We start from the raw sequence: 23,329 nt of genomic DNA, 5'->3' as shown, positions 1-23,329 counted from the left end.
AGTGGCGAGTTTTCCTACTGGTGCCAGTTGATCCAACGGGTCTGCTGGCCTTCTCGCGACAACTCCCGCCTCAGGCTTTTTGCCGGTCTCAAGTACAAGATGTGGCTGTGCCCGGTCAGCTCGTACTTTGCGCTGGCGTTTCTGGTCCTGCTGACCGTGTTGTTCTACGTGTTCAAGCTGCAGCCGAATAATCTGCCGCAAAGTGCCGCGCGTTCGGTGCTGTAAGGTTTCAAGCGTTCAAGACCATCAACAAAGATCGCTGCCTGCAGCAATACCTACATCGTTAAATCATGTAGATATTGTTTCAGGAAGCGATTTTTTTTGTTGTAACAGTAATCTCAAAATTTTCATTTGTTATGTTGAGAAGCATTTTTGGATGTGCGTCTGGGCGGGTCAAATGAATATCTGTCTTTGCTGTGCGCCAAGTTATGGTGGTCGGTGTCTGTTGTTTATAATGTTCTGTGACATTCACTAAGTAACAGTTTTTTCATGGTTGTTGATTAAATTGTTGTCTGTCGGTGTTGGCGCGCTATATCGGTAATGGTTCTTCGGTTTATGTTCTGCCGAATTCATTATCTACTTTGGATTCTATTAATCCCGTCAAGGAACAACAGATGTCTGAATCCAATGTAGACGTTGTTGCTGAAGTATCGTTATCCGAAAATGATCAGCTGGAAAAAATCGCAACTTTTCTGCAAGTCGAAAAAGTCACTGTCCATCCGTTTGCTGACTTTGCCGGAGCATTATCCTGGCCGATTCCACTGACGGTCGCGCAGCAAAAAGAGGCCTTGCACGCCACGAGTGTTTATCTGGACAGCCTCGATATTGTGTCGATACCCGGTGCCGGAGTACTGGACTACCTGGACGCTGACGAGCCGCTTTCAAATGCGGCACTGAGTGATCCGCACTCGGCATTGGCTCGCCTTATTACCAGTCCTCGCGGGCAGGCGCTGGGGCAGGCGATCCAGACCCGCTTGAACGGAATCGCCACGGATGTCAGCGCCAGGGAATACGCAATGGCTGGCATCCATTTGAGCCTGCATGAGGGGGATATTGATCAACCGTCGCCTCGCAAAGTTGCCGGTTTCGACCTGGCCGGGGAGAAACTTTGGGGCAGACCTGTTTCGGCGGTTTTTGGCAATCTGACTGATTACCTGATCAAGGAACGTCTTAGTAGCCGGAAACTGGCTGGATTGACGGCGGCACTGTTGCTGCTTCGCAAGGCGCCCGAGTTTCTCGTCAAGCAGTTGCCTGCCAGTTTGAAATACGGCACGACGGCATGGTTCAACCTGAGAGTCGCTGCGCGAACGATTGAGGCTCACACACCCGGAAAAGTGGCGTATATGACGTTTGCCCAAGTCATGGCCAGTGCAGAAAGCGCTGCGCGGATCGACTCGCAAGTTGCGCCGCAAGTCAATGCCGCCGCCCTGGCAGATTGGGGCGTGGTCAGCGGCGTATTGCAGAAGAATAATGATGAACATTACCCCCAGGACGAGTTGGAAAACGTCAAGACACACTACAACCGGCAACTCGCTGACCGCCTCAATGCTTCGATCCTGTTGAACAGCGAACTTCCGAGCCGCAAAGCCATCGCGAAGCACAGACTCAAGCAAAAATTCAAAGGCGACATTCCTTTTGAAGAGCGGCTGCTGCAACAGCCCACTGTGGCCGCTGTTGACGGTGCCTTCTTGTACCCGACCCTGAACGGTCGATATTCGCTGCTCGACATCGCCATGATGGGAGGCCCTCCCTACTATCAATGGACGACCCGCGATCCTCGCTTGCAGCCGCTGCTTGACCAGATCAATGCGCCGCTGGAACTCGGCGTGGTCGACGCCTTCCAGACTCAATTCGAGAGTGCCGTCAGCAACATCAAGCAAGGTTCCCGGCTGCTGGTTAAACATCTGCTCGCCGAGTTGCCTCTGGAGGACAGGAAAAATCTCGAATACGGCCAAGTCTCTTTTTACCAATACAAGACTTACCGTTTGAGTATGGGCTTTTTCGGCAAAAACCTGACATCCACACATGGCACCCTGCGAGTGAAAGTTGATCTGGGCCATGAGTCGAAGCTTTATGAGATCGATCTCAAGCAAGGCGTTATTCATACCCGCAGCTACGATCCAGAGGAGGTGACGGAACGCACCGATGCTTTTGTTCCGAGCATCCAGTACACCATCGAACCGTTCAAGCTGGCTGACGAGTCGAAGGCCGGGAAGCTCCTGCCACAGACCGCAAACAGAACTTCGGTGCCCGCCAGTTACTCGAGCGAGAGGACCGAGCTGATTGCCGACGCCTTTGTTGAACATCTCGATCTGGACAGCGGGGCCATTCTGAAGGCCGCCAGTGGCCAGACTACGCAAGACCGGGAAAACGCAGCGGTGCAGAAGGTTATTGATTTCGTGGTCGACCTGATCCCGTTCAAGTCGGCGATCACCAATTTCGTCAAAGGCAACTATTTCGACGGTGCGATGGATCTGTTTTTCGATGTATTGGGATTCGTGACTGCCGGTGCGAGTGTTGCCGCGAAATTGGCCAGGATAGGCGTTTCCACGGCATCAGCCATCAGCAAGACACTCAAGGCTGCGAGAATAATTGGCGCGGTGGTGATTACCGAACTCAACCCGTTGACCGCTCTGCGCGACGTGGGGGTGGGAGTTACCCGGCTTGTCGGTCACGGGCTCCAATTCATCGGAAGGCACGGTCTGCAGCAAATCATGAAATTACGCAAGGCGATGGACCTCAGCGAATTGGTGCAGATGTTGCGTAAAGAACACGGGCCGACGCTGATCGGTGCCTGGAAAATAAACGGACTAAGCGTCGACGGCCTCGGTGTGCTGAAAAACGAGCAGTGGTATCACTACAATCCGCTGAGCAATCGTCTTTATGGCTCGCCGGGTGATTTCCGGCCCAAGCCTGGCCGCTTCGCACTGGGCGGATTCGACAATAACGACTTCAAGCGCTTCACCTTCAAGCCAGCGGAACTCAGCGGACTTGAAGCCAATGCCCACGGTATTTATCGCAGTGCCGATGGCCAGCGCTTCTATATCCGCAACATCGATGCAACCGGCAAGGAAGCGGTGTATGGCATCAGGAATGATTTCAATCTGAAAGTTGATTTAACGGACGTGGTGATTGTTGATCCTTTGAACAATCGTCCCCACGGTCCCCGACTCTGGCAAGTCGCGCCGGATCAATGGCAGCCAGTTTCACTGCGCGGCGGCGATCTTCCGCCGGGGGCAGCAGACGTCCCGGCTGGCGAGATTGTTGATGAAAGTGCCAGTGTCAGCCATCAGCTCGTATACACCTCAAGCAATCCGCTGCGTCCGGACCCGGCATTTGTGCGCGAGCGGCTGCCCAACGGTTTATGGGAGCCCGTTATCGAAGCCGTCACTAAAAGTGAAGTTGAGCACTTGGCGTACGATTGGGGTGAGTCTTCCCTGATGCAATATTCGTTTCAGCTCACCAGCATCAATGAAGCGTTGTCGCCAGCGCAGTTGAGCCGGTTTACGGTGGCAACAGGGTTGTTGCAGCCGGTTCGAGTCAACTACAGCGACGAGATCACGAAACGACTGGTCAACAAGCAGGGCGGTTCGAGTTTCGCCTTTGTCATGGAACGCATTCAGCCCGTCAATTCGCCCCGGGCTGAATTCAATGCACTGAAAATTCATGACCCCAAATTCGGCAAACTTCCGCAACCATCGAATGCCGTGGTGGGTTATTGGGCAGCGCAGGGAGGCTATGTCGATATCCCGATCCATCCCAAGTGGGGCGAGCCCGATCATGTATTTACGCCAGGCTTCGGTGGCTGTTCGTTGGTGGTCGATCAGTTGGACGCCAGTCGCCTGCGGGTACGGCATGTCGAGGGTGGAAAGGAACTCGCTCAATACAACGGCCTCGCCACTTATGAACATGGCTTGGGTCTCAGCGCGTCCATGGAATATCCGGACTATGGATTGCGCGTGAATGCAAGCGGACAGGTAGACTCGAGGATGGTGGGTTTCGCCTTCATGAAGTACGACCATTCGGCGCGGTCCTGGAGGTTGCATTTCCAGATCAGCGAAGGCGCTGCAACAATCGTAAAATATTCCTCGGCGAAACCTGGCTGGATAACGCGGCCGGACACATTGGTCGGCGTCCACCCCAATTCCAGAGTTACCAAAGTGGTGACCAGACCGGTGCTGATCATTGATACGGTGGGCGCCGGGTAATGTGACGCTGCACCATCCTTGTGCAATACTCGCCGCCATTTTCGGTGGCGAGTTTTCCTACTTGTGCCAGTTGATCCAACGGGTCTGCTGGCCTTCTCGCGACAACTCCCGCTGAATCTTGTGGTTTATAGAGTGAAAAATCCTGCCTCAGGCTTTTTATACTGCACGCCCCGCTGATCTTGCAGGTTCTCTTGCAGGACGCGTCTGCCCACGAGGCAGGCGCGGTTTCACAGCAGCCAAGGCTTATCGGCCGACGCTTCGACACTCGGTGGTCATATCCAATAACAAGACGAGGTTGTCCCCCTATGCCAACTGGCAATCACCTGCCTCACGGCGACACCGCTCAGGGCGGTCCGCTCAAACGCGAACTTGGCGAACGGCATATTCGCCTGATGGCACTCGGTGCCTGTATTGGCGTCGGTCTGTTTTTAGGTTCCGCCAAGGCCATCGAAATGGCCGGTCCGGCGATCATGCTGTCTTACATTCTGGGTGGTCTGGCGATCCTGGTGATCATGCGCGCCCTCGGCGAGATGGCCGTGCACAATCCGGTCGCCGGCTCGTTCAGTCGCTACGCCCAAGACTACCTCGGCCCATTGGCGGGCTTCCTCACGGGCTGGAACTACTGGTTCCTGTGGCTGGTGACCTGCGTCGCGGAAATCACCGCGGTGGCCGTGTACATGGGCATCTGGTTTCCCGACGTGCCTCGCTGGATCTGGGCCCTCGCGGCGCTGATCAGCATGGGCTCGGTCAACCTGATCGCGGTCAAAGCCTTCGGTGAATTCGAGTTCTGGTTCGCCCTGATCAAGATCGTCACCATCATCGCCATGGTCATCGGTGGCGTCGGCATCATCGCCTTTGGTTTCGGTAATGACGGTGTGGCGCTGGGGATTTCCAACTTGTGGGCCCACGGCGGCTTCATGCCCAACGGCGTGACCGGCGTGCTGATGTCGCTGCAAATGGTCATGTTCGCCTACCTCGGTGTCGAGATGATCGGCTTGACCGCCGGTGAGGCGAAGAACCCGCAAAAGACCATTCCTGATGCGATCGGCTCGGTGTTCTGGCGGATTCTGCTGTTTTACGTCGGCGCGTTGTTCGTGATTCTGTCGATCTACCCGTGGAACGAAATCGGCACGCAAGGCAGTCCGTTCGTGATGACCTTCGAGCGTCTGGGCATCAAGACCGCCGCCGGCATCATCAACTTCGTGGTAATCACCGCCGCGCTGTCGTCGTGCAACGGTGGCATCTTCAGCACTGGGCGCATGCTCTACAGCCTGGCGCAAAATGGCCAGGCCCCGGCCGGTTTTGCCAAAACGTCGAATAACGGTGTACCGCGTCGTGCGCTGTTGCTGTCGATTGCGGTGCTGCTCTTGGGCGTAATGCTCAACTATCTGGTGCCGGAGAAAGTCTTCGTCTGGGTGACCTCGATTGCCACCTTCGGCGCGATCTGGACCTGGGTGATGATCCTGCTGGCCCAGCTGAAATTCCGCAAAGGCCTGAGCGCCAGCGAACGTGCCGGCCTCAAGTACAAGATGTGGCTGTACCCGGTCAGCTCGTACTTCGCGCTGGCTTTCCTGGTGCTGGTGGTCGGCCTGATGGCGTACTTCCCGGACACTCGCGTGGCGCTGTATGTGGGACCTGCGTTCCTGGTGCTGCTGACGGTGTTGTTCTACGTGTTCAAGTTGCAACCAAGTAACGTGACACAAGGTGCTGCGCGTTCGGCGTCTTAAGTAAAAAACGCTGATACAGCCTAGCCCCGATCGCGAGATCGGGGCTTTTTTGTGGGGGCTGGTGCCGCCCGACCACTGGTCTGAAACAGCGATACAAAACCGCCGTGGCCGCTCAAAGCTTTATCACACACCGCTCCCCGCGCAGTCGTGAACAGAGGCGCCGCCATGAGGATCAGCGATTTTGTCGTTCGCGAGCTCGGTCGTCGCCAGGTTCTGCTGTTCTTTGTGCTGGCGACCGGGTTGTATGTTCTGCCGTTGATCCTCGCCGACTTTCCTTACATCGACGACAACTGGCGCGCACTGGCCGCCGGTAATGCCTGGACCGGTTACGGGCGGCTGTTTGCCGACTGGCTGTATCAGGCGTTGACGTTCACCGGCGCTGCGCCGGATGTCTTCCCTTTGCCTTTGCTGCTCGCCACCTTGGCGATGAGTCTGGCACTGACCCGGCTGACGTTTCACTACTTTGTCGAGCCGACGCTGGCCTGTTGTCTGGTGCCATTGCCGCTCTGGTACAACCCGTTCCTGCTGCAGAATCTCTCCTATCAGTACGACGGGCCAAGTATGGCATTGAGTCTTGTCGCGATGATCTACGCGATCACCTTTCACGGTGCGACTCGGGTGCAGTGCTGGCTGATACCGGCGTTACTGATTGCACTGGGCACAGGGTTGTACCAGATCAGCGTCAACGTCTTTCTTGGCTTGTGTTGTGTGGAGTTGCTCAGGGCGTTGCACCGGCAAGTATCGTGGACTGAGGTCTGGGGTTTGCTTGGCGGCAAGCTTGCGCAGTTCGGTCTGGGCATCGCGATCTATGGCGTCACCGCGTATCCGTTCATGACAGCCGGGCGCTATTCAGAAGGGCTTGATGGGGCAGGGCATCCATTCCTGCAGATCGGCACGAACATGGGCCGCGTGCTGGAAAAAACCGCGCTGTTGTTTCACGGCGGATATCTTTGGGTGTTTGCCGCTTTGGTGCTTTGTGCGTTCTTGGGGCTGGCCCGTCTCGGTCGTCCGGATCGGCGCGCAAGTCATGTGATCCTGGGCCTGACGGTTTTTGCTGTATTGGTGCTACTGGTGCCAGGTATCACGCTGTTGTTTCGCGACTTCAACGAGGGCGCGCGCACGTTGATGGGGTTTGGCGTGCTTCTGGTGTGTTTGTTTTACCTCAGCCGTCTGGCGCTGGCGGCGCATAACCGCTGGTTGCCCTTGCTGTTGATCATCCCGCTGCTGGCGACGTTGTCGCTGTCGTTTGCCTACGGCCGCGTGTTGAGCATGCAGAAAACCTTCGCCACTGCAGCCCTGTACAGCCTCGGTCACGACATCGCCACCCATAGCGAACTGCGAGAAGCCAAGCGTATATACCTGTCGATCAACTACTCCGATCGCTGGCTGGCCAGCGCCGAGGGATCGTTCAGGCAACTGCCGGTTTTGCGTTATCTGCTCAATGTCGACTACTACATGCTCGCGGAAAACCTGCCTTCGGTGGGCATCACCAACGTGGTTGCCGAACGTGAGCGCCGCAATGCCACGCACGTTGGCTATCTGCAATATCCAGCGCTGGTGGAAAGCCTGTATTACCGCATTTATCTGCTCGGCGATTACGGGTTTATCGTCATGAAGGAGCCGCCGCACGGGCGGTTGTTGCAATGGTGAGTGCTGATTATTCGTCGGGAGGAACGCGCCAGTCTGCGGTGCAGACCGGCGCTTTTGCCGTTATGCCGCGGCCACTTCCTGCGGCTCGAAACTGTCCGCTCGCGCCATCTGCCACATCCGCGAGTAAAACTCGCCATTCACTTCCCCGGTAAGCAGTTCCCCCGGTTTCAGGAACACATGCAACTGCGAGAACAGTTTGATTTCGGTCGCCGACATGCGCCGCACCAGATGCTTGGCCGACAGTTGTGATGGATGTTCAAGCCCGGCCGCTGCGAGCATTTCCGCCAGAGCCTTCAAGGTGTTGCGGTGGAAGTTGAATACACGCTGGGCCTTGTCCGGCACCACCAGCGCACGTTGGCGCAAGGCATCCTGAGTCGCTACGCCGGTCGGGCATTTGTTGGTGTGGCAGCTTTGCGACTGGATGCAGCCGATGGCGAACATGAAACCGCGCGCGGAGTTGGCCCAGTCGGCGCCGATGGCCAGCACGCTGGCGATGTCGAAGGCGCTGACGATCTTGCCGCTAGCGCCGAGTTTGATCTTGTCGCGCAGGTTTAAACCGACCAGGGTGTTGTGCACAAACAGCAGGCCTTCGCGCATCGGCACGCCGATGTGGTCGGTAAATTCCACCGGTGCGGCGCCGGTGCCGCCCTCCTTGCCGTCGACGACGATGAAGTCCGGGAGGATGCCGGTTTCCAGCATGGCTTTGGCGATGCCCATGAATTCCCACGGGTGGCCGAGGCAGAACTTGAAACCGACCGGTTTGCCGCCGGACAGCTCTCGCAGTTGCTGGATGAACTGCATCATTTCGATCGGCGTGGAAAACGCGCTGTGGCGTGACGGCGAGACGCAATCTTCGCCCATCAGGATGCCACGGGTTTCGGCGATTTCCTTGGTGACTTTGTGCTTGGGCAGGATGCCGCCGTGGCCGGGTTTGGCGCCTTGGCTCATCTTGATTTCGATCATCCGCACTTGCGGGTTCTGCGCTTGGGCGGCGAAACGTTCCGGGTCGAAACGGCCGTCGCTGGTGCGGCAACCGAAATAGCCACTGCCCAGTTCCCAGGTCAGGTCGCCGCCATGTTCGCGGTGATAGGGGCTGATGCTGCCTTCACCGGTGTCGTGGGCGAAGTTGCCGAGTTTCGCGCCTTGGTTCAACGCGCGAATGGCGTTGGCGCTGAGCGAACCGAAGCTCATCGCCGAGATGTTGAACACCGACGCCGAGTACGGCTGGCTGCACTGCGGGCCGCCAACGGTCACGCGGAAACTGCTCGGGTCGCTCAGCGGTGCCGGGCGCATCGAGTGGCCGATGAATTCAAAACCGGATTGATAGACATCGATCAGCGTGCCGAACGGTTTGTCGGCGGTTTCGTTTTTCGCTCGCGAGTAGACCAGCGAACGTTGCGCGCGGGAGAAGGGCAGGGCATCGCTGTCGGACTCCAGCAAATACTGGCGGATCTCCGGGCGGATGCCTTCGACCAGGTAACGGATGTTGCCGAGGATCGGGTAGTTGCGCCGTACCGCGTGGGGGCTTTGCAGCAGGTCGAACAGACCGATCAGGCTCAGTACGCCGGTGACGGCGGTGATCGGCCACAGCCAGTCATGTTCGAGGAACGGCAGGCTGGCGAGGGTGAACATCACACAGACGGCAAAGAAGGCGTAGCGGCTCAGGAGTGACAGGCTCATACGGTTTCCTTGGTTCGGACTCGGAATAATCAGCGAAGATTGAGGGATAGACACATTCCCTTGTAGGAGTGAGCCTGCTCGCGATAGCGGTATATCAGCTACGAATGATTTGACTGACCCGACGTCATCGCGAGCAGGCTCGCTCCCACAAAAAGCAACTTCACCAAACGATCAGGCGTTTTGTGCCTGAAGAAATATCGAAAACAGCTCGGACTGGGATTTGATCCCCAGCTTGCTGTACATGTGTTTCTTATGGACTTTCACGGTTTCTACGGAGATTTCCAGCTTACGGGCGATTTCTTTGCTGGAGCAACCGCTGAGCATCAAACGTCCGACATCCAGTTCCCGGGCGGTCAACTGCGCGCCCTTGAGTTGCTGCACCGACGCCTCCAGTTGCACCCGCCAATCGGTCGGCGCGGGGGCGGTGGCGAGGGCCACGGTCTCGTTGATTTCATAAGGCAGGCGCTGACGCAACAAGCCCAGCACCCAAGGCTGGATCAATGACAGCAAGGCGATCTGTTCGCCAGTGAAACGTTTTTCACTGCCCAGCGACAGACACAACGTGCGCTCACCTTCCAGCTGACAATTGAACTGGATTTCGTCCGCCACGACATTCAGACGAAAGTATCGCTGGTAATACTCGGTCAGTTCGAAATGCTCCGGCGCCACTTCTGACAGGCGATACAGACCGGTGCGCGTTTGCTCACGGCAGGCGATGTAGAACGGGTCAAGCAGGTACAGGCCACGCAGATAATCCTGGAATAACGGATCAGGGCTGCCGTCTGCGCCGGGGCATTCGGCGAAGACTTGCGGGTGTTGATCGGCGCTGAACAGCAGCGCCACCCAGCTATCGAACGGCACGTACTGGTCGAGCAACCGCACCAGTTGCGCCCAGAAATTCGGCTTGTCGAGCGCGTCGATCAGTTGCCCGACGGCGCGGTGCCAGGTGATGTCGTCAAACGAAAGTGTCATCGATCTACCCCTATCGGGTTACCCCGGCCGCGTAATTCCCTGGCCGCTCGCTTGCTGCGCATACTGGCCCACAGACAGCCACCGGGCAATCTTTCCGCGCCCGTCGCTCAGCACAAGGAATTCCCATGAAAGTCGAACTCGCCCAACTGGCGGGCCGTGACAATGCCACGGCCTACAACCTCGAACGCGCCCTGGCGGCGATTGCCGCGTGCGCGGCCGACACGCAATTGATGGTGTTCCCGGAAACCCACCTGATGGGCTTCCCGACAGCCGAAACCGTGGCGCAAACCGCCGAATCCGTCGACGGCCCGACCGTCAGTGCGGTGCTGGCAGCTGCGCGCGAACGCAACATCGCCGTGGTGATCGGCATGGCCGAGAACGACAACGGCCATTTCTACAACACCACGCTGCTGATCACCCCTCAAGGCATCGCCCTGAAATATCGCAAGACCCATCTGTGGGCGTCGGATCGCGGCGTGTTCGAGGCCGGCGACCGCTATGCCACGTGCGAGTGGAACGGTGTGCGTATTGGCCTGTTGATTTGCTACGACATCGAGTTTCCGGAGTCGGCCCGTGCCTTGGCACAACTCGGTGCCGAACTGTTGATCGTGACCAACGGCAATATGGATCCGTACGCGCCGACGCACCGCACCGCGATCATGGCCCGCGCGCAGGAGAATCAGGCCTTTGCGTTGATGGTCAATCGCGTGGAGGCGGGGGATGACGGTTTGATGTTTGCCGGTGGCAGTGCGTTGGTCGATCCGCTGGGGACGCTGTTGTTCGAGGCCGGGCGTGAGGAAGGGACGTTCTGCGTTGAACTGGATTTCGCGCGGTTGGAGATTGCGCGCAGGGACTACCGCTATCTGGATGATCAGCGTTTGAAGTTGCCGGGGGAGGTGCTGGAGCGTGGCGATGGTGTTCGCGAATTGTTGATTCCACGCCGTTGACCGCTGCCCTCACCCTAGCCCTCTCCCAGGGGGAGAGGGAACTGACCGAGTTGATTATCCGAGGTACGCCGACCTGCAATACCGAGTCGCACTGAGGATTTGAAACTGCGAATCAAACTCAGGATTTGAAACTGCGAATTCAAGTTGAACTCAGGATCTGAAACCCCTGGAGATCGGCTCCCTTTCCCCCTCTACCCCTTGGGGGCGGTCCGACGTTTCGGGAGGGCTGGGGTGAGGGGGAAAAACTTCAAGTCGAACAAAAAAACCAGGCAACACCAGAACAATAAAACCAACCCGAAAACATTCGCCGAACCCGGCTCTGCCATAAATCCAATAACATTCGGAGTAAGTCGCCCATGGCTCGTTTGCAACGCACCCTTTCATTAGGGTCGGTGGTGCTGTTCGGCATCGCCTACATGACGCCGATCATTGTCCTCGGCACCTTCGGCATCCTCGCTCAATCCACCGCTGGCATGGTGCCCGCCGCGTATCTGGCGGCGCTGGTGGCGATGTTCTTCACCGCCATGAGCTACGGGCGCATGGCCGCCGCGTTTCCAGTGGCCGGTTCCGCTTACAGCTACGTGCGCAAGGCGATCAGCCCGAAACTCGGCTTTATCGCCGGTTGGGCGGTGTTGCTCGATTACCTGTTTCTGCCGATGGCGATCTGGTTGATCGGCGCGGCTTATCTGGCCTCGGCGTTCCCGTCGATCCCGCAATGGATCTGGGTGCTGGCGTTCATCGGCATCACCAGCGCAATCAACATCATTGGCCTGAAACTGGCCAACGGCATCAATGCTCTGTTGATGCTGGTGCAGTTTCTGGTGCTGATTGCTTTCGTCGCGCTGTGCGTGCACTACATTGGCGGCGATGCGGGCACGCCGTTGTGGTCGATCAAACCGTTCTTCAACGGCGACATGCAGATGCCGCTGATCATGAGCGGCGCGGCGATTGCCTGCTATTCGTTCCTCGGTTTCGATGCGGTCAGCACCCTGACCGAAGAGACCCGCGACCCACGCCGCACCATTCCAAGGGCGATCATGTTGATCACCTTGATCGGCGGACTGATCTTCGTCGGTGTTTCGTATTTCGTGCAGATCGCGCACCCGTCGTTCCAGTTCGACAGCGTCGATTCGGCCGCCTATGAAATCGCCCGCAATATCGGCGGCGATCTATTCGTGTCGATTTTCCTCATCGGTCTGATTGTCGGCCAGTTCGCCTCGGGACTGTCGGCGCAGGCCAGCGGCTCGCGACTGCTGTTCGCCATGGGCCGCGACGGCGTGCTGCCCAAGTCATTTTTCGGCACCTTGCACGCGCGCTTCGGCACACCGGTCAACAGCATCCTGCTCTGTGCCGTGGTGGCGTTGCTGGCGCTGAAACTCGACGTGACCACTTCGACCTCGTTCATCAACTTCGGCGCTTTCCTGGCGTTCAGTCTGGTCAACCTGTCGGTGATCTTTCATTACTGGATCGGCGGCGAGAAAAAAGGTCCGCGCGAGTGCCTGCTGTTTCTGGTTTTCCCGTTTATCGGGCTGGTGGCGGACTTGTGGCTGATGGTCAGCCTTGATCATCTGGCGGTGTATCTGGGGCTGAGCTGGCTGGCGATCGGCGTGGTGTACCTGGCGGTGCTCACTGGTGGTTTCCGTCGGCAGCCGCCGGAGATGGACTTTCAGGAAACCACCTGAAGCGCCCTCAGGCAGCGGGCCGGTTCTGGCGCATCGGCAATTCGACGCGAAAGGTCGTGCCGACGCCCGGTTCGCTGCGTACGGAAATGTCGCCACCGTGCTTTTTGACGATGCCGTAGGACAGGGACAGGCCCAGCCCGGTGCCTTGGCCGACGGGTTTGGTGGTGAAAAACGGATCGAAGATTTTCTGCAGGATGTCCGGCGCAATCCCCGCGCCGGTGTCCGCGACTTCCACCCAGGCCGTGTCTTGTTGCTGCCCGGTGCGCAGGGTGATGGTGCCGCGCTCGGGGCCCATGGCCTGCGCCGCATTGACCACCAGGTTCATGATCACTTGATTGATTTGCGACGGCAGGCACTCGATGTCCGGCAGGGGCTGGTACTCCTTGATCAGGTCGGCCTTGTACTTGAGTTCGCTGGCGACGATGTTCAGGGTCGACTCGATGCCTTGTTGCAGATTGGCCCACTGCCATTGCTGCTGGGTATCGACCCGGGAGAAATCCTTCAGGTCCTTGACGATCTGCCCGACCCGGCCAATGCCTTCCTTGGATTCGCGGATCAGCACCGGGATGTCCTCGAGCAGAAAATCCAGGTCGGCGTCTTTGCGCAATTGCTCAAGCCGCGCCACGGACTCACTGTCTGGCATTGGCCCAAGCGTCTGCCAGGCGTCGAGTACGCTGAGCAATTGTTTGAAGTAGCCGTCCAGCGTGCCGAGGTTGGAGGAGATAAAGCCGATCGGGTTATTGATTTCATGGGCCACGCCCGCCGCCATTTGCCCCAGTGAGGCAAGTTTTTCCGACTGCACCAACTGACTTTCCAGTTGCTTGCGCTCATCGATTTCCCGCTGCAGTTCTGCGCTGGCCTGCTTGAACTGGGCCGTGCGTTGATCGACCAGATGTTCCAGGTGATGCATTTGCAATGACGCACGTTCGGTCATCTGCCATTTGGTCAGCAGGGTGTTGGCCATCTGCTGCACTTCGATGTTGTCGAACGGCTTCTTCAGAATCAGCAAGCGGTCATGCGCCTGCAGACGCTCCAGCAGTTCATCCCAGGAATAATCCGAGTAGGCGGTGCAGACCACCACTTGCAACTGCGGATCCTGCTGCCACAGATGCTCGATGGTTTTCGCGCCGTCCCAGCCGTCGGGCATGCGCATGTCGACAAAGGCCAGCGCGTAGGGGCGTTGTTCTGCCAGGGCCTGCATCAGTTTGCCCAGGCCCTCTTCGCCGCCATAGGCGGAATCGAGTTCGAACAGTGGGCGCTGGGGGCGTGTCTGGGCACCGAACAGTGCCGCTTCCATCTCGTCCAGTTCCACGGACTGCGCCGCCGGCGGCGCGAGAATCTTGCGAAAGTCTTCATGAATCGACGGCATGTCGTCGATCAGCAGAATGCGGCGGTTCGACAGCTCGCTCATGCGTTCTCCGTGATGCTGATCAGGGGGATCTGCAAGGTGAACAGCGCACCCTGGCCAGGGCCGTCGCTGTGCGCGGTGAGGTGGCCATTCATCTCGATAGCCGCCAGGGCGCAACTGTGCAGGCCGAAGCCGTGGCCTTCCTTGCGGGTGGTGAAACCGTGGGCAAAGATTCGCGTCATGTTTTCCGGCGCAATGCCTTCGCCGTCATCCTTGACGCTGATCTCAAGGAAATTGTTATCGACGATCCTGACCGCCAGGGTCATGGTGCGGGGGCGGTTGCTGAGGTCGGACATGGCGTATTTGGCGTTGCTGATGAGGTTGATCAGGATCAGCAGCAATCGGTGTTTGTCGCCCATCACCTGCGGCACCTCGGCGTACTCCCGGACCACCGTGACATGGTGGCGGGTCAGGGCACCGGCGTTCATGCGCAACGCGTCTTCGAGCAATTCGTTGATGAACAGCGGTTCGGTCATGCTGTTGGCGCCAGCATAGGATTGCTGGGTGGCGACGATGTCCTTGATGTGATCGACGCTTTTGTTCATCTGATTCAATTCGTCGAGCATTTCCTGTTGTTCCTGGGCAATCGCGACCACCAGTTGGTTGAGGTAACCGGGGAGCAATTTGCCTTTGGCGTCTTCGCTGAGGAACGCGCCGAGGTCATCCGGGTGTTCATTGATCAGTTGCATGGCCTTGCCCAGGCCTTGGCTCTTGCTGTTGCGCAGCTTGCGCGTGATCAGGTCGCTGGAGATGTTCACGCTGTTGAGCACGTTGCCGACGTTGTGCAGCACATTGGTGGCGATTTCCGCCATGCCGGCCTGACGTGCCGCGTCGAGCAGTTCGCTCTGGGCGTCCTTGAGTTCGCGGGTGCGTTCTTCGACCCGTTGTTCCAGCGCATCGTTGGCCGTTTGAAGCGCATTATTGACCCGGTTGATTTCGGCGAAGCTGCCGATCAGGCGGATGGCCAGCCACACCAGCGACAACATCAACAGCACCGAAAACAGCAGCAGGTAGAAGTGGTATTGCCGGTCGACCTGATCGGCGCGCTGCTGATCGTGATCGAGCATGGTGGTGATGTTGTCGAGGCTGTCAGCCACGGGGATGTTTTCGATGTTTTCGAGCAACTGGTTGACCAGTGGCTGTTCGCGAGCAATCAGTGAGATATGGCTGCTCAGGATTTTGATCGGGGTCTGAAACGCCGGCGGCAGGCGTTGTGCATTGACCTTCAGCTTGTTCAGGCCGACCTCGATGTCGGCGGCCCGGTCGTCGGAGGTGACCTGGGCGAACTCAAGGGCGCTGAGCAGCAAGTCGTAGGTATCGGTGATGATGTTTTGCAGCTGCAATTTATCGAAGTCCGACAGGCTCGCCAGTTGCTGCTGGATGTCGTCTTCAGCGGTGGGTAAAAAAGCCAGGGAGTTACGCAACAGCGCGTTGTGCGATTTGAACTGTTCGACCAGACGGGTCTTTTCCTGCATCGCCTGCAGGAAACGCTCGTGAGCTTCGTTCCATTGCGCCGAGTCTTTACGCCCGTGCCCGGACTCGATCGCTTCGAAGCGCGCCCAGAGCCGGTTCATTTCGTTCATCGGCGACACCAGCGGATCGTAGTTGTGGGTGAGCGCCACTCGCGCCTTGAGAATTTCGTTTTCCCACAGCGAGTTCTGCTGTTTGATCTGCCGGATCAGATCCCGTGATTCGGTGTACGTCATGCTCTGGTCAGAGCTGGATTTCAAGTACAGAAACAGCAGAGTCGAGGCCAGCGCCAGGGCGACCAGGGTCAGCAACAACAGGCTGCGTCGCCGCGAGATGTTGATCATGGCTTGTCTCTCCCTTGGCCGGTGAGGGTGGTGAGAAACAGAATGATCAGTGTTTTGTCCTCTTCACTCGGTAAGCGCCCCAACTGGTACCGGAACATCACATCCACAGCATCTTCGAGGGTGAGCGCCGAACCGTCGTGAAAGTACGGCGCGGTGATCGCGACATTGCGCAGGCTCGGCACCTTGAACACGGCCCGGTCCGCTTCGTCGCCGGTCACGTTGAAACGTCCCTGATCGGCCACGGTCGGGTTGCCGCGATCGACTATGTAATCGCCGAACACGCCGAACTTCTGGAACATGTTGCCGCCGATGTTCACCCCTTGATGGCAGGCAATGCAGCCGTATTCCTTGAAGCGCTGGTAACCGTACTTTTCCTCCAGAGTGAGGATGTCGGTGTTGCCGAGCAGGTATTGATCGAAGCGTGAGTTGGGCGTCAGCAGGGTGCGTTCAAAACTGGCCAGCGCCTGCTGGACATTGGCCTGGGTCACGCCGTCCGGGTAGGTGGCGGCGAAATCACGACGATAGTCGGGGTCGTTGCCGATGCGTTCGATCACGGTGCGCCAGTCGCTGCCCATTTCATGGGGGCTGGTGATAACGACATTGCTTTGTTCCTCCAGCGTTTTGACGCGGCCATCCCAGAACTGACGAAAGTTGAGGGCCGCGTTGAACACGGTCGGTGTGTTGACCGCTACCGGTTTACCGTCGAAGCCCAGTGACAAGGCGCGGCTGTCGGCCCCGTTCTTGTCGAGTTGGTGGCAGCTGGCGCAGGACAGCGTGTTGTTGATCGACAAGCGTGGCTCGTGGAATAACCGTCGACCGAGTTCCACGCGCCGGGCATCCTGCTGCGGCACTGCGGGCAACGGTTTGAGCGGCTCGTCCAGTGGCTCGGCACTGGCGCCGACGCAGAGTCCGCACAGCAGCAACGCCATGGCGTGGTGGAACAGGCTCATCGGCAAATGTCTCCCTGACTCAAGGCCGTTTTCACAGTGATCATTCAATCGCCCAGGGCGTGGGTTGCGTACCAGCGAGCAACTGCGCAAACGTGTCTGCCGGCAGCGCCTTGCTGAAAAAGTAGCCCTGGCCCTCTTCGCAGTGGTGGGCCTTGAGAAACGCCAGTTGTTCGGCGGTTTCGATGCCCTCGGCGATGACGTTCAGGCCCAGGCTCTTGCCCAGGTTGATGATCGCGCTCACCAGCGCGGCATCGCTGCGGTCGTTGCACAGGTTGCGAATGAACGATTGGTCGATCTTCAGCACATCGATGGGAAACCGCCGCAGGTAGCTCAGGCTGGAATAACCGGTGCCGAAGTCGTCGATGGCCAGCCGCGTGCCCAGCGTTTTCAGGCGGTTAAGTGCTGTCATCGTCGCTTCGACGTTTTGCATCAGCACGCCTTCGGTGATTTCCAGTTCCAGCCACTCGGGCGCCAGACCAGTCTGTTGCAGTACGCGTTCGATGCCGGCGACGAAGTCACGCTGGCGAAAATCGATGGGTGAAGTGTTGACCGACATGCGGATCGGCGGCAGTCCGGCCAGTTGCCAGGCACGGGTCTGCCGACAGGCTTCAGCCAGCACCCATTTGCTCAACGGCACGATCAGGCCACTGTCCTCGGCCACCGGGATGAAGTCCGCCGGATAGACCCAGCCATGCCCGGGTTTTTGCCAGCGCAGCAGTGCTTCGGCACCCACCACGGCGGCCGTGCGCAGGTCGATTTTCGGCTGATAGTGCAGGACGAATTCATGTTCCTGCAGGGCGCGGCGAATGCCCGACTCGATGCTGTGCTGTTCCCGGGCGTGCTGGTTCATGGCTTCGATAAAGAAGCCGATGTTGTCAGGCCCCAGTTCCTTGACGTTGCGCATCGCGGTCTCGGCCTTCTTGATCAGCTCGGTGGCTTCGAGGCCGTCATCGGGGTAGACGCTGATGCCGACGCTGGCAGTGACGCTGACATCGTGACCGGCAATCGTCTGCGGCAAGCGAATGGCCGTGAGGAGTTTTTCCGCGACGGCGTGGGTTTGCTGAGGGTGGTTGATGTCGCCGAGGATCACTACGAACTCGTCGGAGCCGTAGCGAAACACCGAGTCCGAATCACGCACACAGGTCAGCAGTTGTCGGGCGACCCGTTTGAGCATCTCGTCGCCCGCCGGATGACCCAGCGCGTTGTTGATACGCTTGAAGCGATCCAGGCCGAGAAACATCACCACCAGTTGTTTGTCATGCCGTCGGCACACCGCTATGGCCTGGCTCAGGCGATCACCGAGCAGGGTGCTGTTGGGCAGTTCAGTGAGGCTGTCGTATTGCAGCAGGTGCGAAACCTTGAGCAGTTCGTGCACCCGCGCCTCAATGGTTCGCTCAAGGCTGAGCATCTTCAGCGCCGCGTCTTGCGCCAGTTGCCATTTCCACGTCAGGGCGTTGGCCATCTGGCGGATTTCCAGACTGTCGAACGGCTTTTTCAGGATCAGCAACTGGTCGCCAAACTCCAGCCGTTCGGCCATCGCCTCCCAGCTGTAGTCGCTGTAGGCGGTGCACAAGGCGATTTGCAAATTCGGGTCGACTCGCCACAGTTGCTCAATGGTTTCCAGGCCGTCCCAGCCGGGCGGCATGCGCATGTCGATAAAGGCGAGGGCGTAGGGATTGCCACTGGCCAGTGCCCGGTTGACCAGCGCCAGCGCTTCCTGGCCCTGATAGGCGGAGTCGAGCTGGAAGCTCAGGTGCGGCGTCTGCTGAGTGCCGAACAACGTTTGCTCCAGTTGCTGCAAATCCGCTGCGTCTGAAACCTGTGGCGCAAGGATCTTGCGAAAGTCATCGTGGATCGCCGGCGTGTCGTCGATGATCAGGATGCGCCGGTTGGTCTGGGGAAAAGGCGCTTTCATGCCTCGTCCTCCTTCGGTGCGAGGAGGGAACTGTCCTTGAGCAAATGCCCGGCCTGTTCGGCGCTGACCGCCGCGCTGAAATACAGGCCCCGGGCACTGGGCAGCGCGGCTGCGGCAGAGGGCGCGCGCGGCTGCTCCGGCGATGGCTGGCCTTCAGCGATGATGCCGATGCCCAAGTCCCGGGCGAAGTTGACGATCGCGCGCAGGGCATTGGCGCCGGCGACATCGTGGGCGGCACTGTCGACGAAACTCTGCGCCAGTTTGAGGTGATTGACCCGGTAGGTTTTCAGATAGTCGAACGATGAGTATTCGGTGCCGAAATCATCGATGGCGATGGCCACGCCCAGTTCACGCAGGCGCGGCAGCGCATCGTTGTGCGTCCACTTGGTCTGGGCCAGCGTGGCCTCGGTGACATCGAAGCGCAGCTCCCAAGGGGCGAGCTCCCAGCGGGCGGTGGTGCGTAGCACGTTGTAGATCAGTTCCGGGCCGCTCTTGAGTTGCGCCAGCGAGAGTTTGATCGCCATCACCGGCGGCGCGACGCCTTCGTTACGCCACAGATGCATCTGCTGGCAGGCGTGATCCAGCACCCAGCGTCCGAGCGGAATGATCGCGCCGGTTTTCTCCGCAATCGGCACGAAGTCGGCGGCCGCCAGCAGACCGCGACGGGGATGCTGCCAGAGGACTTGCGCCTCCATGCCGAGAATTCGGCCGCTGTGCAGATCGATTTCCGGCGCATACCGCAGCATCAGTTCATTGCTCTCGAGGGCGGTCATCAATTCGCTGACGAGGGTCATGCGTTCGGCCACTTCCCGGGAGATTTCCTCGGAGTGGAAGTGGTACTGGTTGCGGCCCATTTCCTTGGCGCGGTACAGCGCCATGTCGGCCTGCCCGAGCAGCGCGTCGGCATCGAGGCTGAGGTCGCTGTAACTACTGATGCCGATGCTCACCGAAATATGCAACGCATTACCGGCCAGGTGGTAGGGCGCCAGCAGCGTGTCGCGGATGTTGGCAGCCATCGTGGCCGATTGGGTCGGGTCGCTGACGTCCAGTTGCAGGATCGCGAATTCATCGCCGCCTAGGCGCGCCACTACGTCACTTTCGCGGACGCCGAACTTGATACGCCGGGCGACCTCCTGCAGCAGCAGATCGCCCACCGGGTGGCCCAGGGTGTCATTGATCCGTTTGAAATGGTCGAGGTCCAGGTAGAACACCGCGAACGGCATGGCGCCCCGTCGCGCGGCAGCAAACGCCTGATGCAGGCGTTCGATCAACGTGGCGCGATTGGCCAGGCCCGTCAGGCCATCGGAGCGCGCGAGCAAGGCCAGTTTTTCCTCGGCCAGGCGGCGTTCGGTGATGTCGAGGATGATGCCTTCGACTTCCAGCAGGCGGCCGTCCTGATCGCGCACCGGAATGTAGCGGTTCTCCACCCAGCGCCAGGTGCCCTGGCCGGTGCGCATGCGGAATTCGATGGACGCGCCCGACGCATGCCGATCCAGCACCCGGGCCATGGCCGCATCGACGTTCGCCTGATCGTCCGGATGAATCAGTGCCTGCGCCCAGTCGGGCGACCCCACCAGATCGGCGGCGACATGACCGTAACGGGTGATGTTGTGGGAGATATACATCAGCGCAAACGAGGGTTCGCCGCGCAAACGGTAAAGAATGGTCGGGCTGTTCTGCACGATCATATTGGCATCGGACAGCTCGCGGGTGCGCTCCTGCACCGCAGCTTCCAGCAGGGTCATCTTCAGCTCGGCGTCTTCGGTCATCTGCCATTTGACCGTGAGGGCGCTGGCCATCTGCCGTATCTCGATGGCGTCGAAGGGCTTTTTCAGGATCAGCAACCGGTCGTTGAGCGCCAGACGTCGGTCGATGTCCTCCCAGGAATAATCGGAATAGGCCGTGCACAGCGCAACTTGCAGCTTGGGGTCGATCTGCCACAGCCGTTCGATGGTCTCCAGGCCATCCCAGCCCGGCGGCATGCGCATGTCGATGAAGGCCATGGCGTAGGGACGGTTTTGCGCCAGTGCGGCCTGGAGTTTTTCCAGGGCTTCGCGGCCCTGAAACGCCGAATCCAGTTCGAAATGTTGGGATTGCTGTACTGAAGGGGTGCCGAACAGCAGGCTCTCGGTTTCGCCCAGACCATCGTCGCCGGGGATGACCGGACAGAGAATCTTGGCAAAATCGCCATGGATTGCCGGGCTGTCGTCAACGATCAGCACACGGCGATTGATGTGCACGGTTGCTGCTGTCATGCCGCGCCGCCCGTGGGGAGGCATGCTGTGATCATCCGGGGCATCCTTTTCCCTCGCCATTTGCCTGCTTGTATCAGCCGATGGTGTCTTGCGCTGTCTTCAGCATAGTCGGCTCCTCGGTACTACGCTTTCGGCCCCGGACAAAGATCGGCGTGAATGCCGGCGAAAATCATCTAGCCTTGGACTCAGGCGCGGACCGGCGCAGTGTTGGCTCGGTGCGTCGTAATTTCCCTGTTTGCTTGAGGCCATGCCATGGAAGAGCCATCCGCGCCGATGCCGGCGCATCGACCCACTGTGCTGCTGGTCGACGACGAGGAGTCGATCCTCAATAGTCTGCGTCGCCTGTTGCGCGGCCAACCCTACGATCTGCTGTTGGCCACCAGCGGCGCCCAGGCGCTGGAGCTTCTCGCGCAGCAGCCGGTAAATCTGGTGATGAGCGATGCGCGCATGCCGGGCATGGATGGAGCTTCGTTACTGGCGCATGTCCGTGAGCGTTATCCGGCGACTGCGCGGATCATGCTCACCGGCTACGCCGATCCGGCGGCGATCATCAAAGCCATCAATGACGGGCAGATTCACCGTTACATCAGCAAGCCGTGGAATGACGAGGAGCTGCTGCTGATTCTGCGCCAGTCCCTCGAACACCAGCATTCCGAGCAGGAGCGCCAGCGTCTGGAACGCTTGAACCGGGTGCAGAACGACCAGTTGAAACTGCTCAACAGCACCCTCGAAAAGCATGTCGCGGCGCGCACCGCCGAACTGCAGCAGACCGCCGACATGCTTGATCTGGCGTACGAAGAGCTCAAGCACAGCTACGTCACCGGCACTGAAGTGTTCTCGCTGCTGGCCAATCTGCGCTTGCCACCTGCCAAGCAGACCAACCGGCAGATCATCGAACTGGTGCGCAGCTACTGCAAACAGCACGGGCTGGACGAGGCCACCAGCCGCGATCTGACCATGGCTGCGGCGCTGTACAACATTGGCAAACTGAGCTGGACCGACGCGATGATGACCACGCCCTCGGATCTGCTGCGCCATACCGAACGCGAGCGCTATCGCAGTTATCCGAAGCAGAGCGAATCGTTGCTCATGACCCTGGATCCGATGAAGGATGCGGCGCGTCTGATCCTGCATCATCAGGAGCGCTGGGACGGCAGCGGTTTTCCTGACCGGCTCAAGGGCGAGGGCATTCCGTTCGGTTCACGCTTGCTGAAACTGGCGGTGGATTTCGTCGAGTTGCAGCGCGGTCTGATCCTTGAGCGGCAGATGAACAGCGATGAAGCGCTGCTGTACCTGCGCCAGTACGCCGGACGTTTGTACGATCCCGATCTGGTCGAAGACTTCATTCAGGTGTGCGCGGCGTTCCTCAGCGACGTGACGCTGGCCGATCCGTCGGTCAAGGTGCTGTCTACTCGGGATCTGGCGGCGGGGATGATTCTGGCGCGCAATCTGAATGCCGATAACGGCATGCTGCTGCTCAACGCCGGCAAGGTGCTCAGCGCCCTGCTGGTGGAAAAGCTGATTGCGTTCGAAGCCATGGAGGGCGGCAAGTACACGATTTTCGTCAAGGTGCCGGAGGAGGTTGAAGCCACGCTCAAGGCTCAGGGTGAGTGATTTACGGGGTGACCTCAGCGGCGCTCGCATGGGATCCTTGGGGTTTTTCACGCTGGTGGCTGCCCCATGACTTCTGTATCCCTTGTCTCTGCAAACCTGATTCGTATAGCCGCCGCGCTGTTGCTCAATCCCGAAGGCCAGACCCTGCTGGTACGCAAGCGTGGCACCACGGCATTCATGCAACCGGGCGGCAAGATCGAGGCGCATGAGTTGCCGGTGCACGCGCTGGCCCGCGAGCTGGAAGAAGAGTTGGGGCTGCAGATCGATCCTGCGCAGGCCAGGTTTCTCGGCCAGTTCTCGGCGCCTGCAGCCAACGAGCCGGGGTGTGTCGTGCAGGCCGAGATCTTCCAACTGACCATCGACGCTGAAGTCACGCCGGCCGCAGAAATCGAAGAAGTGATCTGGGTCGATCCGACCACTGATCCTGCTGTCGTTCTGGCGCCATTGACACGCGACCTGATCCTGCCGTTTTATCGCAACTCGCTGAGCGCAATCGCCTGATCATCC

General features: G+C 59.1%; 15 protein-coding genes. 8 read left to right on the top strand and 7 right to left on the bottom strand.

The genetic code is table 11. From position 1 onward, the window contains the following. The first annotated feature begins 99 nt into the window (after positions 1-99). From PMI23_RS30140 to PMI23_RS00545, 4 genes are all read left to right on the top strand, one after another. Positions 100-225, top strand: a complete 126-nt coding sequence (locus PMI23_RS30140) for a hypothetical protein (protein ID WP_256588356.1) — start codon at positions 100-102, stop codon at positions 223-225. A gap of 389 nt (positions 226-614) precedes the next feature. After that, complete coding sequence (locus PMI23_RS00555) at positions 615-4,208, top strand: hypothetical protein (RefSeq protein WP_007916774.1); 3,594 nt, start codon at positions 615-617, stop codon at positions 4,206-4,208. A 305-nt stretch (positions 4,209-4,513) separates the two neighbouring features. Further along, positions 4,514-5,935 (top strand): amino acid permease, encoded by a 1,422-nt coding sequence (locus PMI23_RS00550; protein ID WP_007916772.1) that lies wholly within the window; start codon positions 4,514-4,516, stop codon positions 5,933-5,935. Positions 5,936-6,100: 165 nt separating this feature from the next. Further along, positions 6,101-7,585, top strand: a complete 1,485-nt coding sequence (locus tag PMI23_RS00545; protein ID WP_007916770.1) for a glucosyltransferase domain-containing protein — start codon at positions 6,101-6,103, stop codon at positions 7,583-7,585. Positions 7,586-7,645: 60 nt separating this feature from the next. Here the strand turns inward: PMI23_RS00545 and PMI23_RS00540 are convergent, their stop codons facing one another. Both PMI23_RS00540 and PMI23_RS00535 read right to left on the bottom strand, forming a co-directional pair. Beyond that, positions 7,646-9,265, bottom strand: a complete 1,620-nt coding sequence (locus PMI23_RS00540) for an FMN-binding glutamate synthase family protein (RefSeq protein ID WP_007949595.1) — start codon at positions 9,263-9,265, stop codon at positions 7,646-7,648. Positions 9,266-9,436: 171 nt separating this feature from the next. After that, positions 9,437-10,237, bottom strand: a complete 801-nt coding sequence (locus PMI23_RS00535) for a helix-turn-helix transcriptional regulator (protein ID WP_007916767.1) — start codon at positions 10,235-10,237, stop codon at positions 9,437-9,439. A 125-nt stretch (positions 10,238-10,362) separates the two neighbouring features. Between PMI23_RS00535 and PMI23_RS00530 the strand changes: the two genes are divergently transcribed. Both PMI23_RS00530 and PMI23_RS00525 read left to right on the top strand, forming a co-directional pair. Next, a complete protein-coding gene (locus tag PMI23_RS00530) occupies positions 10,363-11,184 on the top strand; it encodes a carbon-nitrogen hydrolase family protein (RefSeq protein ID WP_007916765.1) in 822 nt (273 codons plus the stop codon). A 356-nt stretch (positions 11,185-11,540) separates the two neighbouring features. Beyond that, a complete protein-coding gene (locus PMI23_RS00525) occupies positions 11,541-12,866 on the top strand; it encodes an APC family permease (RefSeq protein WP_007916762.1) in 1,326 nt (441 codons plus the stop codon). A gap of 7 nt (positions 12,867-12,873) precedes the next feature. Here PMI23_RS00525 and PMI23_RS00520 read toward each other — a convergent pair whose 3' ends face one another. Genes PMI23_RS00520 through PMI23_RS00500 form a run of 5 tightly spaced genes read right to left on the bottom strand, consistent with a single transcriptional unit; the run spans position 12,874 to position 21,208 of the window. Then, positions 12,874-14,277, bottom strand: coding sequence for an ATP-binding protein (locus tag PMI23_RS00520; RefSeq protein WP_007916760.1), 1,404 nt, complete (start codon positions 14,275-14,277; stop codon positions 12,874-12,876). Next, positions 14,274-16,088, bottom strand: coding sequence for a DAHL domain-containing protein (locus PMI23_RS00515; RefSeq protein WP_007916759.1), 1,815 nt, complete (start codon positions 16,086-16,088; stop codon positions 14,274-14,276). The genes PMI23_RS00520 and PMI23_RS00515 overlap by 4 nt, the downstream gene beginning before the upstream one ends. After that, entirely contained in the window at positions 16,085-17,038 is a 954-nt protein-coding gene (locus PMI23_RS00510; protein ID WP_007916758.1) for a cytochrome-c peroxidase, read from the bottom strand. Before PMI23_RS00510 ends, PMI23_RS00515 begins: the two co-directional genes overlap by 4 nt. A 40-nt stretch (positions 17,039-17,078) precedes the next feature. Continuing rightward, on the bottom strand, positions 17,079-18,953 hold the full coding sequence (locus PMI23_RS00505; protein ID WP_007916756.1) for a putative bifunctional diguanylate cyclase/phosphodiesterase: 1,875 nt from the start codon (positions 18,951-18,953) through the stop codon (positions 17,079-17,081). Further along, entirely contained in the window at positions 18,950-21,208 is a 2,259-nt protein-coding gene (locus tag PMI23_RS00500) for a GGDEF/EAL domain-containing response regulator (protein ID WP_042704859.1), read from the bottom strand. The genes PMI23_RS00505 and PMI23_RS00500 overlap by 4 nt, the downstream gene beginning before the upstream one ends. A 252-nt stretch (positions 21,209-21,460) precedes the next feature. On the opposite strand from PMI23_RS00500, the gene PMI23_RS00495 reads away from it, so the two are divergent. Next, positions 21,461-22,822: an HD domain-containing phosphohydrolase gene (locus PMI23_RS00495; RefSeq protein ID WP_007916752.1), complete on the top strand. Its 1,362-nt coding sequence runs from the start codon at positions 21,461-21,463 to the stop codon at positions 22,820-22,822. 66 nt (positions 22,823-22,888) lie between these two features. Continuing rightward, positions 22,889-23,323: an NUDIX hydrolase gene (locus PMI23_RS00490; RefSeq protein WP_007916750.1), complete on the top strand. Its 435-nt coding sequence runs from the start codon at positions 22,889-22,891 to the stop codon at positions 23,321-23,323. Positions 23,324-23,329 lie beyond the last annotated feature (6 nt).

It is taken from the genome of Pseudomonas sp. GM24 (genome assembly GCF_000282235.1).
Taxonomy (GTDB): Bacteria; Pseudomonadota; Gammaproteobacteria; order Pseudomonadales; family Pseudomonadaceae; genus Aquipseudomonas.
The sequence above is the reverse complement of the archived record's forward strand: the minus strand, read 5'-3'. Positions and strand labels throughout refer to the sequence as shown.

What these genes read in the sequence shown, in the direction of transcription:
- PMI23_RS30140 (WP_256588356.1), top strand. Translation starts at nt 100, where the DNA reads ATGTGGCTGTGCCCGGTCAGCTCGTACTTTGCGCTGGCGTTTCTGGTC.
- PMI23_RS00515 (WP_007916759.1), bottom strand. Translation starts at nt 16,088, where the DNA reads ATGATCAACATCTCGCGGCGACGCAGCCTGTTGTTGCTGACCCTGGTC.
- PMI23_RS00490 (WP_007916750.1), top strand. Translation starts at nt 22,889, where the DNA reads ATGACTTCTGTATCCCTTGTCTCTGCAAACCTGATTCGTATAGCCGCC.
- PMI23_RS00550 (WP_007916772.1), top strand. Translation starts at nt 4,514, where the DNA reads ATGCCAACTGGCAATCACCTGCCTCACGGCGACACCGCTCAGGGCGGT.
- PMI23_RS00520 (WP_007916760.1), bottom strand. Translation starts at nt 14,277, where the DNA reads ATGAGCGAGCTGTCGAACCGCCGCATTCTGCTGATCGACGACATGCCG.
- PMI23_RS00545 (WP_007916770.1), top strand. Translation starts at nt 6,101, where the DNA reads ATGAGGATCAGCGATTTTGTCGTTCGCGAGCTCGGTCGTCGCCAGGTT.
- PMI23_RS00500 (WP_042704859.1), bottom strand. Translation starts at nt 21,208, where the DNA reads ATGACAGCAGCAACCGTGCACATCAATCGCCGTGTGCTGATCGTTGAC.
- PMI23_RS00510 (WP_007916758.1), bottom strand. Translation starts at nt 17,038, where the DNA reads ATGAGCCTGTTCCACCACGCCATGGCGTTGCTGCTGTGCGGACTCTGC.
- PMI23_RS00505 (WP_007916756.1), bottom strand. Translation starts at nt 18,953, where the DNA reads ATGAAAGCGCCTTTTCCCCAGACCAACCGGCGCATCCTGATCATCGAC.
- PMI23_RS00535 (WP_007916767.1), bottom strand. Translation starts at nt 10,237, where the DNA reads ATGACACTTTCGTTTGACGACATCACCTGGCACCGCGCCGTCGGGCAA.
- PMI23_RS00495 (WP_007916752.1), top strand. Translation starts at nt 21,461, where the DNA reads ATGGAAGAGCCATCCGCGCCGATGCCGGCGCATCGACCCACTGTGCTG.
- PMI23_RS00540 (WP_007949595.1), bottom strand. Translation starts at nt 9,265, where the DNA reads ATGAGCCTGTCACTCCTGAGCCGCTACGCCTTCTTTGCCGTCTGTGTG.
- PMI23_RS00530 (WP_007916765.1), top strand. Translation starts at nt 10,363, where the DNA reads ATGAAAGTCGAACTCGCCCAACTGGCGGGCCGTGACAATGCCACGGCC.
- PMI23_RS00525 (WP_007916762.1), top strand. Translation starts at nt 11,541, where the DNA reads ATGGCTCGTTTGCAACGCACCCTTTCATTAGGGTCGGTGGTGCTGTTC.
- PMI23_RS00555 (WP_007916774.1), top strand. Translation starts at nt 615, where the DNA reads ATGTCTGAATCCAATGTAGACGTTGTTGCTGAAGTATCGTTATCCGAA.